This is a genomic window from Streptomyces sp. NPDC051684, assembly GCF_044453445.1.
Lineage (GTDB): Bacteria > Actinomycetota > Actinomycetes > Streptomycetales > Streptomycetaceae > Streptomyces.
Genome location: NZ_JBITCS010000004.1, coordinates 300,682 through 315,562 on the forward strand (window position 1 = coordinate 300,682; position 14,881 = coordinate 315,562).

Below are 14,881 nucleotides of genomic sequence, written 5' to 3' on the forward strand. Positions count from 1 at the left end.
CACGGCACACGGCACACGGCACACGCAAGACCCTCGGGGGGCCGGCAATGACCGACGCAGTTATTCGCATCACCGACGACCGGGTCCAACTGCACACGAACACCCGCGCGTTCGAGTGGGGACTGGGCGACGAACTGGTGGCGGTGGCACACGATCCGACCGGCGACACGGCCTCGGCGTTCACCGCGGCGCTCGAGTCCGGGGCGCCCCCGCAGCAGCGGACCGACGTCGGACTGCGCCTGTACCGGGCGGTGTTCGACGCGGCACCCGCAGGGCGCTGGGCGGAGCTGCAGGCCGGGGCGTCCGAGCAGGACCCGCTGCACGTCAGGATCGACATCGACTGTCCGGCGCTCGCCCGGCTGCCCTGGGAGTTGATGCGCGACAGGCGGCAGGCGTGGTCGCGCAACAACCGTGTGCTGCTGCGCCGCGGTCGGCGCGTCGGGACCTCCGCGGAGAGTCCCCCGGAGCAGGGCCCCCTGCGGGTCCTGTTGGTGGTGTGCAATCCGGCCGACCGCCGTCTCCTCGCCGACCAGGAGCTGGCGATGATCGGCGCGGCGCTCACCCGGCTGCCCGGCCGGGTGCACACCGAGGTGATCGACGGCCCCAGCCTGCGCGAGTTGATCGCGGAGGTGACCCATGTCCGCCCGCACGTACTGCACTTCATCGGGCACGGCATGCGCGCGGTGGAAGGCGACACGGGAGGGCTCCACTTCAATGTCGCGCAGCCCGCGGTCGGCCCGCAGGACCCGCGCTGGGAGGCACCGGAGGAGAGCTGGACGCTCGGTCCTGAACAGATGGACCACCTCTACGTCTCCTGGCAGCCGCGGCTCGTGGTGCTCAACGCCTGCCGGCAGGCGCACGCCCCCGCGGCCGACTTCGCGGATCTGGTCGAGACATGTCTCGAGCGGGGTTCCCTGGCGGTGGTGGCCATGCAGGCGGACATCGAATCGTCGGCCGCCGCCGAGTTCTCCCATTCGCTGTACCAGCACCTGGCCGACGCCCAGTCGATCGACGCGGCCGTCACCTCGGCCCGTAACCATCTGCACATCGACGACTCGGACGGACCGTCGTGGGCGTTGCCGGTCCTACAATGCGGCGTGGAGGACCCGCGCGACGTGGTGCGGGTGAAGTTCGGCCACCCGGAGCCCGAACTGACCCGGCTGAACAAGAGTTGGCCGTTCGCCGAGCTCGGGATGTTCGTGGGGCGGGCCAAGGAACGCCGTACCGGCTGGTGGGAGCGGCCCGACGAGGCGGCCGCGGCGCCGCCGGACCGGCTCCTCGCCATCACCTCCGCTCGGCCGAAGTCCGGCAAGACGTGGCTCGCCAAGTGGTGCCTGCTCACCTGCATGCTGCGGGGCGAGGACGTCACGTACGCCGATCTCGCCGACTACGCGGGGCTCGGCAACGGCGACGAGCCGGTGACCCTGGACTGGCTGGCGGTGCTGCGGGCGCTGCGCGAGGCGTGCACGGACGACAAGCGTCAGCCCACCGCCATGCATGTCACGGAGTTCGCCCGGTTCAACCAGGTACTCAACCTCGCCGCGCAGGGCGGCCAGCGGTGGGCGGAGGGCATGCCGTCGCCCGCGTTCGACCTCGGCCACTCCTTCACGGTGGACGCCGACCGGCACGCCGAGGCCCGCAGGACGGAGATCTTCCAGGCGTTCCTGAACACCCTGCGCAGCCGGGCCGTGGCCCGGCGCCGCCCGCATCTGCTGGCCATCGACAGTGTGCAGCGGATCAGCGAGTCCGAATTCAGCGAGGCCCTGCTGCCGTTGCTGCTCGGTCCCGTACAGGAGGGCGGCGGCGACTTCCCGCTGCGCATTCTGGCCGTGGCGCCCCAGAGCTGGCCGGGATTCCGGCATCTGCAGAAGTTCATGGAGGGCTCCCCCGTGGTCCTGACGGACCTCCAACAGCCCGACTACAAGCGTCTGGCCAGGGAGTTCTGGGAGCGCCAGCGGCACCAGAACAGGGTCCTGCGGCGCCAGAGCTTCCAGGAGTTCGAGGCGCTCCTCGACGTCATGAACGGCCTGCGGGGCTCTCAGCAGTCGTTCCACCTCGGGGTGTACCAGCGGGTCCTGGACACCTGGCTCGCGATGGGCGACGTCGACGGCATGGAGGAGGCGGGCTGATGTCCGATCCGGACGAGCGTCTCGCGGCCGCGTTCAGCCAACTCGTCGGGCGGCTGGGCCAGGGCGAGGCCCTGGACGACATCCGGCGGGCCCTGCTGCCCCCGGAGTGGACCGAAACCCTCCGGGCGGCGGCCGTCGCGCGGCTCTTCGACGAGGAGACGTACGCGTTCGTCCGGGACTTCGTGGGCGGCTCCCCGCCCGGTCTCACCGCCCTGCTGGAGCGCGGCGCCGTGGAGGAGATCCCCGGTCACCGGATGTGCTACCAGGTGCCGGACGCGGACCGCCCCGCCTATCTGGCCCCCTGGCTGGAGGAGGACGGCGGCCCGCCGTACCCCAAGCAACTGGTGGACTTCGAAAGGCAGTTGAGCGAGCACTGGGCCGCGCGGGGCAGGCCGGCCGAGCAGCTGCGCCATCTGATGCTCGCCGATCCCGAGGACGCCGCCGCTCTCTTCGACGAGCTGTTCCTCGCCAGCGACACCCAGCGCGACTTCAGCCGCTGCCAGGACCTCGTCGACGTACTGACGGACCCGGACCGGGCGGCGATCGCCCCGCGCCCGCTGCTCAGGCTGGCGGAGGACCGGGCCGGATACCTGCGGGCCCGCACGTACTGGGCGGCCGACTACGCCCGCTGCGCCCAGTTCCTGGAACCGGACGGGCTGTGGGAGCGGGCCAGGCGCCTCCTTTCCGCACAGGGCCCGCGTGTGTGGCAGATGCACGGCACGGGCGGCACCGGAAAGACCATGCAGCTGCGCTGGCTGGTGTCGCGCAAGGCGGTGACCGCGGAGACCGACATCAACTGCGCCCGGATCGACTTCGACGTCATCGATCCGCTGAACACCGCGCACTGGCCCTGGCTGCTGCTCCTGGAGGCCGCCGAACAGCTCGAACTGCGGTTGCCGCAGCGGGTGTTCACCGGACTCGACAAGTATGCGGCCTACCGCTCCCTGCTGCGCCGGCCCACGTCGCGCTCGGCCAAGGAGGCGGCCCGAGGCATCCGGACGCAGGACGAGGGCCGTATCGAGCGCGAGGTCGTGGAGGCTTTCACCACCCGGTTCAACAAGAGTTTCGGCACGGACCGGCCCGTGCTTGTCGTGGTGGACACGTTGGAGGAGGTCGTGCTGCGCAGCGCCTCGCACACGGACGGACTGCTGCGTCTGCTCGGCGAGACCGTGCGTGCCTGCCCTGCGCTGCGTCTGATTCTCGCCGGCCGCCCCGACCTGAGCATCCGGCACGGCCGGGCGCTCGCCTCGCTGGGTGACTACGAGAACGTACAGGTGGTGCAGTTCACCCCCGACGAGGCGGACCGCTATCTGCGCGACGTACGCGATGTGCGCCACCCCGAGCTGCGGGACATCATCGTGCGCCGCAGCTCCGGCATGCCCTTCCATCTCGCGCTCTTCGCGGACGTCACGGACCAGAACCCCGATGTCACCGCGGAGGAGCTGGGCAGCCTGCGCGACCCGCTGATCCGCTACCTCGTCAAGCGGGTGCTGCGGCGCATCGAGGACCCGGTCGTGCTGTGGCTGGTGCGCTACGGGGTGATCCCCCGCAGGCTGCGCCGCGAGCACGTCCACGACATCCTGCGGCCCCATCTGCAGAAGCGGATGACCGCCGGACCCGCGCAGGCGGCGGACGACCCGCTGACCGACGCGCATCAACTCCACGGCGAGGGGACGGTCTTCCCGCCCGTCCCCTCGCCGGGCCGCGAACGCCTCGACGCCGCCTGGGGCAAGCTGCTCCAGTACGCGGGCGGCTCCTCCTGGATCAGCGTGGTCCCGGGCGACGAGGAGTCCGTGGTCTTCCACAGCGTCGTCCTCGGACCGATGCGCGACCTGATATCCGACAAGAACGTCTTCACCGAGCTGCACCGGGACTTCGCCCAACGCTTCGAGGAGCGGGCCGCCGACGCGGGCGAGGCCGATCCGGAGAACTGGGCCTGGTATCTGCGCGAATCGCTCTACCACCGCTTCCAGATGCGGGACCCGCAAGCGCCCCGGCGCTGGCGCGAGGCGATGGAGCGCGCCTGGGCGGGCGGGAACACCGACCAGCTGCGCGGCCTCGCCGAGGAGATCCTCGGGGACGAGTACGTGGAACGCGACGCCCCGCGCCGGGTGCGCGGCGGCACCGTCATCACGTTCTCCCTGATGGCCGAGGCCCATCTGAACATCGCCTACGCCCAGTTCCGCGAGGCCATGGCCGAGGGCACGCCCTCGGAGGCGCACGACCACGTGTGGGCGGAGATCGAGCTGCATCTGACGCGGTCCGAGGAGCTGTTCGCACAGGGCGGCGTCAGCCCCCAGGACCGGCCACACTCGGTGCGCGAGGACGTCGTACGGGCCGCGCTGCTGGGCCTGGGCGGCAACGCCGGGGACGCGGTGCACCTGCTCGACGAGTGCGTGCTCTCGCGCGGGGAGCTGCCCGCCTTGGAGCGGCTGTGGGCGCTGAGCATCCGCGCCGCGCAGCTGCGCCTGCTGCGCTCCCAGGACACAGCGGCGGCCTACCACCAAGTCCTCGTCTTCGCGCGGGAGATGGGCCAGCGGGTCGTCGCGGCGACCGCCGCGTCCGCGGAGGCGGCGCAGCGCCGCCTGATGGGCGACGTCGGCCGTGCCATCGAGCTGTACGCGCAGGCCGCCGAGCTGCTGGGGAAGGCCGGGCAGCCCACGTTCCAGGCCGTCGCCCAGCAGGCCGGGCTGCTGCTGCGCTGTCGGCGACCGCAGCAGGCCCTTGCCGTGCTCGACGCGGCGCGGGTGACGACGCCATCGGAGCGGGCGGACAAGGCGCGGCTCCAGGCGAAGGCGCACCTGCTGCTGGGCCGGGAGGAGCCGGTGCTCACCGCGATCCACCGTGCCGACATCGCCGCGGGACAGTTGCAGGGCGCCGAGCGCTACCGGCACCTCGCGCAGAACGCCCAGCTGCGCGGCGTGGCCTACGGTGAGCTGCAAGAACTCTCCGACGCCAACGACTGGTTCACGAGCGCGGCAGGGCTGTGGTCCGAACTCGGCTATCTGACGGGCGAGCCCGAGTGCCACTATCTGTTCGCCCGCTTCCTGCTGCGCGACAGCATGGACTTCACCTCCGCCCACCGCCTCCTCGAACCCAAGGAATCCCCGGGCCAGGAACCGGAGTTCGCGCTGCGCCTGCACCTGCTCGCCCGCGAGTGGGCGAAGCGCACGCAGGGCGTGACGTCCGTCGAGGGCCTGCCGATGCCGTACGGGGAGCTGCCCGCCCTGGTCCGTCCCTTGCAGGTGCTGTGCCGTGTCGCGGCGCTGACCGAGGACCAGGATCCCGGTGAGCAGCTGGGGCAGTTGGGGCGGGCACTGGCGGAGGTGCGGCCCGCTCAGGCGCGCCTGGCGACCCTGCGCGATCTGGTCGACAATCCGGCCCTGGAGAACCGGGTGCCCTGGCCACTGCTGCGCCCGTTCTACGAGATGACTGAGGACGGCGAGCATCCCGATCAGGCGCTGGCCCGGCTGCTGATCGCCCAGGTCGGCGGCGCCGATCCGGCGCGCCTCGAACGGGCGGTGGACAGTCTCGTCGAGGGGGCCGGGGAGAACCGGCTGATCGTCTGGCGGTGCGGGCGCATCGCCGCCCGGCTCGGCCAACGCGAGCAGGCGGTGCGGCTTCTTCGCCGGGTGCCGTGGGAGCAGCCCCGCACCGTGCCGAGCGGCACGCCGGGTGTTCCGCACGCCCGGCTCGCGCTCGCCGCGCTGGTGCTGCTCGCCGGGATCGAGCCGGATCGCACCGCGGCCGTCCAGGCGTTCCACCGGGCCGTCGCGCTGGCCTCGCAGACCGGCATCGTGCAGCACAGCCTCCCGCAGACGCTGGCCGACTGCGCGCGGCGGGTCCAGGTCGACGGTGTGCCGGAGCGGATCCAGGACCTCCTGCTCAGCCTGAGCTGGCCGGTGATGCGCGATACGGACCGGCAGGACGAGCTGCGGCTCTTCCAGGACTGGCCGGGCGAGCGGACGCTGGCGCTGCGCCGGCGCCCGGACATCGACCCGGTGGACGACGAGGCCTCGCCGCATCCGGCGAAGCTGGCGGCCTGGCACGCCGACGAGTGGCTGCTGCGTGCCGCCCTGAGCAAGTCCACGCTGCGCCGGCTGCGCTTCGCGCGGCTGGAGTCCGAGGATCCGACGGCGCACGCGCTGCCTTGGGAGATGACACTTCAGCACGCGCTGGCCGCGGCCGACCAGGAGGAGCAGCCGGTGATGTACCGCACGCTGCCCTCCGCGGCCCGCCGCATCGACGTGCGCTGGCTGCAACACCGGCTGAACCGGCGGTTCGGCCTGCGCCTCGACGTGGACGGCCTCGTGGGGCCCGAGACCCGCAAGGCTCTGAAGCGCATCCAGCCGGGTGCTCCTACGGCGGGCCGGCCGCTCGTCGGCCCGGAGACCAGGCGCGCGTTGCAGCGGGACGAGACACGCGAGCCGGGGCCGCGCAAGGTCCTGGTGTTCAGCACGAAGCAGGAGGAGCGGGTGGTGCCTCTGTCGTACTGGCAGCGCCGCCTCCACCCCCAGCAGCGCCGCTTCCCGGTCAAGCTGGTCGTGGTGGACTCGGTGACCGAACTCACCACTCGCCTGACGTCTCCCCCGGACGGCACCGACGTCCTGCACATCGCCGCGCCGCTGCGCCAGCGCGACGGTATGCCGTACCTCGATTTCTCGCCACCCGGTCATGCCCGCCGGCTGGAGAGCAAGGCCCGCGGCTCGGACCTCTTCCCGAGCCAACTCTCGCGCTGGCTGGCCGAGTTCGAGCCGGACCGCACGCCGCTGGTCGTCCTCGAGCCGCCGTGCCCCGGCTCCGAGGTGGACCTCCACGTCCAGCTGGCGCTGCGCAATCTCTTCGCGGCACAGCTGTTCCGGCTCGGCGACTGCCCCGCGATCGTGTGCACGGGCCTGTTCCCCGAGAGCGGCCCGGAGCACATGGTGTCCTTCTATCGGGCGCTGTCGGAGGAAGCCGCTGTGGCGCACGCGGTACGTGGCATGCGCGAGGGGGCGGGTGACGGCGGAGCGGACCGGGGCACCACGTTCGAGGCCGACGGGGACGCGCTGCGGGCGTCGGCGCTGTTCGCGGCGTCCTCCGCGCTGCTGCGCCGCCCGATGGGTCAGTCGTGACGCCGCCGGCGGAGCTGGAGTCGCTGCTCGACGGCCTCGAGGACGAACTGGCCGCCTGGCGCCACCTGGCCCTCGACACGAAGGCCCCGCTGGAGAAGCACCGCAGTCAACTCCGCGCGGTGGAGGCGATGTTGGGCGAGGGCATCGCGGCGGCGCGTGCCGAGCTGGCCGCCGGTTCGGCGGCGGCGGGCCTGCACGTACTGGTCCTGGACCTGCACCACGTCTGGGACTACTTCCGCTCGAAGTTCGCGCTGCGCAGGCTCGACGAGTACCGCGGTTACCTCGACGCCGCGGACGAACTCGCCTGGGCGTGTTACGCGGGCCCTCTGAAGGCGGCGCTCGGGGCGGGGCACGCCCGGTCCAAGGAGCCGCCGCTCGTGTCGTTCGGCCGGGACGCGGCGCCGCGTGCGCACCGGCGCGGCGGGCAGTACCGCGAGCTGTTGCCGCGCGGCGGCATGCACACGCGCGCGGGTGTCCAGCTGGTGCGCAGCCTGCCGTTCCCGGTGATCGACGTGCCGTGGTACTACGGCTCGCACGTGCCCGCCGTGCTCACCGTGGCGCACGAGGTCGGGCATCACATCGAGGACGATTTCGGCCTGACGGAGACGATCGCGGCGCGGCTCGCGGGCACGTCGTTGCCGCCCGCGTGGTCCGGCGAGGTGTTCGCGGACGTGTGCGCGAGCCTGGCCTGCGGGGCGGCGTACCCCGCGGTCCTCGCCGACATCCTGGGGGCACTGGACCCCGAACCGGCCTACGAGGAAACGGAGTTGACGGCACACCCGCCGCTCGGCACCCGTCTGCGGATCTGCTGCGCCGTCCTGGATGTGACCGACCAGGAGCGCCCGAAGGCGTGGCCCGCGCCGGCCGCCGAAGCCCTGGCGAACGGCAGCGATGGCGCCTCGACGGGGGTGGCGCGGGCTCTCCTCGACGACGGCTACCCGCAGTTCGCCTGCCGCCGCCTCCCAAGACTGATTCCCACGGCGTCGGCCGGCCGGTTGCACGCCGACCGCCTCCTGGCGGGCATTCCGTCCGGCCTCACCCTCGTCCCTGGTGTGTTCGCCGCGGCGGCGCTGGCATTCCTGTCGGACCCGGCGGAGTACCGGGCCCGCCGTATCGGCGCCCGAGCGGTTTCCGAGGTCCTCGCGCTCCGGCCCCAGGGACCGCGCGACAGGGATCCGAACGCCGCGGCGAACGGCGGTCGAGCCCCTGGGGCAGGAGGTCATTTGCTGCGCGCCCTGCGAGCGGCGGAGCCGGACGAGCAGGCGGGACCGGACCTCAGGCCGACGCCGCGCGCCGGTCCCTGACGATCGACCGGCTCATGGCCACCACGCCCACGACGGGCCCCACCGCGAGCACCAACAGCGCGACCCGCCACGAGGTGTGCTCGACCAGTACCGGAACGCCCCACAACGTGACCGCGGTGGTCGAGTAGCCGAGCGCGAGCTGCAACGACAGCGCACCGCCCACGTAGTCGGGGTCGGCGCGTTCCGTGACCAGCGCCGAGAACTGGGCGGAGTCGGCCACCACCCAGAAGCCCCAGAAGACACACACGGCGATGACCAGCCCCGACGGCATCGCGTCGACTCCGGCGGCGAGCACCAGCGCCGCCCCGCCGGAACACACGAGGCAGATCCGGGCGGCCGAGGCCCGCCCCCACCGGTCGCCGAGCACCCCGCCCACCAGGCACCCGATCGCGCCGACGCCGATGCACGCGAAGGCGACGGTGGAGGCCAGCGCGTCCGTCCGGCTCGACTCCTCGACCACCGGAACGCTCGCCAGCAGCGACGCCACCGTGCCCCACATCGCGTACAGCTCCCACATGTGTCCCACGTACCCGAGGTCGGCGAGCACGACATCGCGATTGCGCAGCGAGCGCAGGGCGCCCCCTACGGTGACCCGGCGGCGCGGGAACGGGTACGGGCCGGGCGAGCGCAGGGAGAGGGCGAGCACGCCCCCGCACGCGCCCATCAGCGAAGTCACCGCGATGACGAGATGCCAGTCCACGCCACCCGCGGCGTTCACGGCGTGGGGCAGCGCCGAGCCGACGGTGAGCGCGCCGATCATGACGCCCAGCGCCTTTCCCCGGCCGGCGCGGAACCAGGTCGCGGTCTCCTTGAGCGCGGGCGGATACACCGCCGCGAGGAAGAACCCGGTGGCCAGGCGCAGGACGACGGCCGGCCACAGCCCGTCGGCGAGCAGCACCCCGAGATTGGCCACCGCCGCACCCAGCGCACCACCACACATCAACAGGCGGTTCGCCACGCGGTCCGCAAGACCTGACATCGCTGACGACACGGCCCCCACGACGAAGCCGAGCTGCACGGCGACGGTCAACAGCGCACCGGACCCGGGGCTCAGCCCCCACTCCTCCTTCAACTGCGGCAGCACGAACGACGCGGAGAACCACACACTCATCGACAGCAGCGTGCTCGCCGCGACGACGGCCAGCGCGACACCGGGCGCCATCCGGGGTGTCTCCCCGGGACGGCCTCCGAAGCCCCTCACGCCTTCACCAGCTCCCCTTGTCGGTCGGGCAGGGCACCTACCTACCCGCCACCTCCCGTTACACACCTGTAACTTGACGCTCTGTCATACATGCGGCACGGGACTACGGAAAGACTGCGCTCATTGATGTACTTCTGCGCGTACGCGGGATGGTCCTGGGCAACCGTAGAAGACGTGTCGTATCCGTACGACTCACAGGAGGCACGATGTCCACGCAGGCAGGCCGCCTGGCTGTCACCGAGCTGGCCCGGTGCGAGCACTGCGCGGTGCTGCGCGTGAGCGGGGAACTCGACCAGAACTGCGAGCAGTTCTTCCTCCGGGCGATCGGGACCCGCGTGCTGTCGGGCCACCGGCATCTCGTGCTCGACGTCACGGCGCTCACGTTCTGCGACTCGCGCGGCCTCAACTGCCTGCTCGCCGCCCGCTGGCTGTTGCAGCGCCGCGAGGGTCTGCTCCTGCTGGCCGGCCCCGGACGACGGTTGTCCGATCTGCTCAGCCAGACGGCCAGCAATGAACTGCTGCCGTCCCATTCCACCGTGAGCGGCGCCCTGGAGGCGTTGCCCCGGCACCACCGCCCGGTCTGGCCGCCGCCCATCCGCGGCGGCGAGGACGCCGCCGCCCCGCCGGCGGCCTGCGCGGCGGACGGGGACGCGGGCAGCTGAGCGGGCCCCGGCGAGCAGTCGACCGCACCGCCCGCCGGGGCCCGAACGTCAGGCCGCGGTGGGCACCGCGCAGGGGCAGGGCAGGTACGCCAGGCCGAGTTCCCCGTCGACGGCGCGGCTCGTGCGGGTGGCGGCGTCGGCGACCTTCTCCCACGAGCCGTACTTGGCGTGGAGCTGATCGGCCGTGGGGCCGAGGGGGTTGCCGTACTTCACCATGTTGCGCGCTTCGAGGACCCGGACCTCCTCCGGCGTCATCCCGGCCCGGGTGATCTCCTTGGCGTCGTTGCGCAGGTCGACCAGACGGCGGGCGATCTCCTCCGGGGTGCGACCCTCGGCGCGCATCGAGCACCGCACGCGGTCCATGTCACCGATGAGGTCGAGGTAGCGCATGCGGATGTCCCGCTGCTCCACCCGCTCGTCGGGCGTGGCGCGGCGGATCTCGCAGACCACGGGTTCCGGGCTCGTACACGCGCCGACGGCGGGCGGCTCCTGGGACAGCGGGGCCACGACGGCCGCGCCTCCGCAGGAGCCGGCGGCGCAGTGGGCGGCCGATGCCGCAGGTGCGGCGACGAGGGTGGCGGACAGGGCGGTCGTCAGCGCGGCGGCGGCGACCAGGGCGGCACGCTGGAGGAACCGGGCGTGGGAGAGGCGGGTAGTCATGCGGCCAGTCTTCGGTTCGGCCGTCGGACGGGGCGGGTGGCGCGCCCGGGGGTCACACCTGTGGGCGAGCGAGGGCGGATCCCCGCCCGTCAGCGTGGTTGCCGAAGCCCTCGCATCAGCAGGTCGATCAGCCGGCGCGGGTCGTAGCCGGTGTCGCTCTCGTGGCCGATGCAGAGGTTGCCGATGCCCCGCAACAGCTCGTAGGGCCGCACGCCGGACCGGATCTCGCCGGCCTCGACGGCAGCGTCCAGCAGTTCCTCGGCGACGGGCATCAGCCGGTCGATGAAGTACGAGTGCAGCGCGGCGAATCCGCTGCCCGCCGGCTCCAGCGTGTTGGCCAGGCCGTGCTTGGTGACCAGGAAGTCCACGAACAGATCGACCCATGCGCGCAGCGCCTCGAACGGGGACCGGGCCCCGGCCAGCAGGCGCGGGCCCGCCTCCGCGCACTCCTCGACCTGGTGGCGGAAGACCGCGACCACGAGTTCCGCGCGGGTCGGGAAGTGCCGGTAGATGGTGCCCATGCCGACGCCCGCCTCGGCGGCGATCCGCCGCACCGGCGCGTCGACGCCGGAGGTGACGAACACCCGGGCCGCCGCGGCGAGCAGCTTCTCCTGGTTGCGCGCGGCGTCCGCCCGCTTGCCCCGGCCGGCTCCGCCGACCTGGCCTTCCGTGGTTCCCACGCGTTCCTCCCGAGGACTGCCCATCAGGAGGAACCCTACTGGGCTTGCCGAAACGGAACAGCGCTCCGTAAGCTAACCGGAGCAATGTTCCGGAAAGTGCGCGGCGACCGCACCAGGGTCGGCACGCGCCGCACCGCGAGAGGACCTGCCTCATGACCACCAAACAGCAGCCCATCGGCTCGGGATTCGCGCCCGCGGCGACGGCGGACGACGTCCTCGCCGGCATCGACCTGACCGGCAAGCACACCGTCGTCACCGGCGGCCACGCCGGAATCGGCCGGGAGGTCACCCACGCGCTCGCCGCCAGGGGCGCCGCGGTCACCGTCGCCGCCCGCGACCCGCGGCGCGCGGCCGACGCACTGAGCGAGGCCGGAGTCGAAGGAGTGACGACCGGCCGCCTCGACCTGGCCGACCCGGCCTCCGTCACCGCCTTCGCCGACCGGTGGAATGCCACAGGCCGCCCGCTGCACATCCTCGTGAACTGCGCCGGCGTGGCCGCCCCCGCCACCCGCGAGGTCGAAGGACGCGGCTACGAGCTGCAGTTCGCCGTCAACCACCTGGGCCATTTCCAGCTCACCCTCGACCTGCTGCCCGCCCTGCGCGCCGCCCACGGAGCCCGGGTCGTCAACGTCAGTTCCGGCGCGCACCGCATGTCCGGCATCCGCTGGGACGACGTCAACTTCGAGGCGGGCGACTACAGTCCACGGCTCGCGTACGCGCAGTCGAAGTGCGCCAACGTCCTGTTCGGCGTCGAACTCGACCACCGCCACGCCGCCGACGGCATTCGCGCCTACTCGGCCCATCCCGGCGTCGTCGTCGGCACGGCGCTGAACAGCGCGGCGGGCCAGGAGGCGCTGCGCGCCGAGGGTCTGGTCGACGAGCGGGGCCGCCCGGTCATCGACCCCGCCCTCGGAAAGAAGACCGCGGCGCAGGGCGCCGCCACGATCGTGTTCGGGGCCGCACACCCGGCACTCGCGGGCATCGGTGGCGTCTATCTCAAGGACAGCGACATCGCGCCGCTGGACGACGAGGAACGTCCGTTGACCGCCGACAGCATCCCGTCCGATGCCATGTCACACTCCCTCGACCCCGACTCCGCGCGGCGGCTGTGGGAGCTGAGCGAGCGGATGCTGAAGGTGTGAGCCGGGCGCCCCGGCTCGGGCGCAGCGTCCGGAATATCCGCCGCGCCCGGCGGGGTTGCCCCCACATGTGGAGCAGCGAGCAACTCGACCTGGACGCCTATCTGGCCCGCCTGGAGTACACGGGCGACCGTGCGCCCACCCTGGAGACACTGCGGGCCCTGCAGCGCGCGCATGTGCTGACCTTGCGGTGGGACACCTTCGACTCGTTCCTGTACCGGGAGGTGCGGATCGATCTGCCGTCGGTCCAGGACAAGCTGCTGCGCCGAGGCCGGGGCGGCTACTGCTACGAGCACACCGTGCTGTTCGCCGCCGCGCTGGAGGCGCTCGGCTTCCGTTACACGGCCGTCTCCGCGCGGGTGCAGCTCGGCGCGGACTCCGGCACGCCCCGCCCGCTGACCCACGCGATGCTGCTCGTGGACCTGGACGACAAGCGGTGGCTGGTCGACATCGGGTTCGGCGCCAGCCCCTTGGAACCCATCGAGCTGGTCGACGGCGGCAGCAGCGAAGGCGGACCGTGGCCGTACCTGCTGCGGTGGCAGGCGATCACCCACGACTCGGAGGGCTGGGCGGTGCACCAGCGCGGGGACGGTCCGGAGGGGCCGGCGGGCTGGACGGTGCGGCAGGTCTTCACCGAGACCCCGCAGTACCCCGTCGACTACGCCGTCGGAAACCACTTCGTGTCCACGCACGAGCGCTCGCCCTTCGTCACCCGCCCCTACATCCAGCGGCTGCGCACGGACCGGTACGACACCCTCGACGTGCTGGTGTGGACGACGCACCGTCCGGGCCGGGAGCCGGAGTCGCGGACCGTGGTCCCGCACGAGGTGCCCAAGCTGCTCGACGACGTCTTCGACATCACCATGGATTCCGAGGAGGCCGCGCTGCTGGTGACCCGGCTGGCGGAGCTCGACGCGACCCGCAACCCGGCCTCGTAACCGCCCCGCTCGCGGTGGGTCAGCGCGCCATCGGGACCTCGGCTCGACTGTCCTCCGCGTCGGTGTCCTTCGCGCCCCGCACCCACACCGAGCGCTGCGGGAAGGGCAGTTCGATGCCCGCCGCGTCGAGGGCCTCCTTGGTGCGGCGGCGCAGCTCACGCGTGACCGCCCACTGCTTGAGCGGTGCGGTCTTCACGACGAGCCGGACCACGATGCCGTCGGCCTCGATGGACTGCACACCCCACACCGACGGGTCCTCGAGCAGGACACCCTTGTAGTCCTCCTCCGAGCGCAGCGACATGCCGGTCTCCTCCAGCACGGCGAAGACCTTCTCCAGGTTGGAGTCGTACGCCACCGACACGTCGAGCACCGCGCGGGCCCACTCCTGGCTGTCGTTGCGGACCCGCATGATCTCGCCGTTGCGGATGTGCCACAGGCCGCCGTTGAGGTCGCGGACCTGGGTGAGGCGGAGCCCGACGTGCTCGACCTCGCCGATGGCCTCGCCCAGGTCGACCGAGTCACCGACGCCGTACTGGTCCTCGATCATGATGAGCATCCCGGCCAGATAGTCGGCGACGAGGCTCTGCGCGCCGAAGCCGATCGCGAGACCCACCACGCCGGCGCTGGCGAGGAGCGGGCCGAGCGCGATGCCGATCTGGTCGAGGATCATGGCGAGGCCCATGACGGACACGACGATGGTCACGATGCTGCTGAGCACCGAGCCGATGGTGCGTGCCCGCTGCTCACGCCGCTCCTGCGCCCGGGAGGCATCGCGCTGCAGCACGGCGGGGCCGCGGGTGGTGCGCCGCGGCTCGCTGTCGTGCTCGCCCGCCTGGAGGACCCTGTTCACGGTCCGGGTGATGGCCCGCTGCGCGAGCGCCCGCACCAGTACGGCGCCGAGCACGATCAGCAGGATGCGCAGCGGAACGCCGACGAACGTGCCGATGTTGTCCCGCAGCCACTCGGGGGCGCTGGTCACCGGGTTTTCGCCGTTGAGGGCGTACGACGTCAACGCGTCATGGGACGACACGGGTTGAGCTCCGTTCCGTGGCAG

General features: G+C 72.3%; 10 protein-coding genes. 6 read left to right on the forward strand and 4 right to left on the reverse strand.

The genetic code is table 11. From position 1 onward, the window contains the following. The first annotated feature begins 47 nt into the window (after nt 1–47). The 3 genes from ACIA8D_RS07300 to ACIA8D_RS07310 are packed head-to-tail and all read left to right on the forward strand — an operon-like array spanning nt 48 to nt 8,547. A complete protein-coding gene (locus tag ACIA8D_RS07300; RefSeq protein WP_399229560.1) occupies nt 48–2,129 on the forward strand; it encodes a CHAT domain-containing protein in 2,082 nt (693 codons plus the stop codon). Continuing rightward, nucleotides 2,129–7,243, forward strand: coding sequence for a hypothetical protein (locus tag ACIA8D_RS07305; RefSeq protein WP_399229562.1), 5,115 nt, complete (start codon nt 2,129–2,131; stop codon nt 7,241–7,243). The genes ACIA8D_RS07300 and ACIA8D_RS07305 overlap by 1 nt, the downstream gene beginning before the upstream one ends. After that, nucleotides 7,240–8,547, forward strand: coding sequence for a hypothetical protein (locus ACIA8D_RS07310; RefSeq protein WP_399229564.1), 1,308 nt, complete (start codon nt 7,240–7,242; stop codon nt 8,545–8,547). The genes ACIA8D_RS07305 and ACIA8D_RS07310 overlap by 4 nt, the downstream gene beginning before the upstream one ends. Here ACIA8D_RS07310 and ACIA8D_RS07315 read toward each other — a convergent pair. Continuing rightward, on the reverse strand, nt 8,519–9,709 hold the full coding sequence (locus ACIA8D_RS07315; protein WP_399229566.1) for a nitrate/nitrite transporter: 1,191 nt from the start codon (nt 9,707–9,709) through the stop codon (nt 8,519–8,521). The two genes, ACIA8D_RS07310 and ACIA8D_RS07315, sit on opposite strands and share 29 nt — an antisense overlap. 245 nt (nt 9,710–9,954) lie before the next feature. On the opposite strand from ACIA8D_RS07315, the gene ACIA8D_RS07320 reads away from it, so the two are divergent. Further along, nucleotides 9,955–10,410 (forward strand): STAS domain-containing protein, encoded by a 456-nt coding sequence (locus ACIA8D_RS07320; RefSeq protein WP_399229568.1) that lies wholly within the window; start codon nt 9,955–9,957, stop codon nt 10,408–10,410. 48 nt (nt 10,411–10,458) lie between these two features. Here ACIA8D_RS07320 and ACIA8D_RS07325 read toward each other — a convergent pair whose 3' ends face one another. Further along, complete coding sequence (locus ACIA8D_RS07325) at nt 10,459–11,070, reverse strand: hypothetical protein (RefSeq protein WP_399229570.1); 612 nt, start codon at nt 11,068–11,070, stop codon at nt 10,459–10,461. Nucleotides 11,071–11,159: 89 nt separating this feature from the next. Then, on the reverse strand, nt 11,160–11,750 hold the full coding sequence (locus ACIA8D_RS07330) for a TetR/AcrR family transcriptional regulator (protein ID WP_399229572.1): 591 nt from the start codon (nt 11,748–11,750) through the stop codon (nt 11,160–11,162). A 152-nt stretch (nt 11,751–11,902) separates the two neighbouring features. On the opposite strand from ACIA8D_RS07330, the gene ACIA8D_RS07335 reads away from it, so the two are divergent. Further along, on the forward strand, nt 11,903–12,892 hold the full coding sequence (locus ACIA8D_RS07335; RefSeq protein WP_399229574.1) for an SDR family NAD(P)-dependent oxidoreductase: 990 nt from the start codon (nt 11,903–11,905) through the stop codon (nt 12,890–12,892). A 65-nt stretch (nt 12,893–12,957) separates the two neighbouring features. Next, entirely contained in the window at nt 12,958–13,827 is an 870-nt protein-coding gene (locus tag ACIA8D_RS07340; protein WP_399229576.1) for an arylamine N-acetyltransferase, read from the forward strand. A gap of 19 nt (nt 13,828–13,846) precedes the next feature. Here ACIA8D_RS07340 and ACIA8D_RS07345 read toward each other — a convergent pair whose 3' ends face one another. After that, nucleotides 13,847–14,857 (reverse strand): mechanosensitive ion channel family protein, encoded by a 1,011-nt coding sequence (locus ACIA8D_RS07345; protein WP_399229578.1) that lies wholly within the window; start codon nt 14,855–14,857, stop codon nt 13,847–13,849. Between the last annotated feature and the right edge of the window lie 24 nt (nt 14,858–14,881).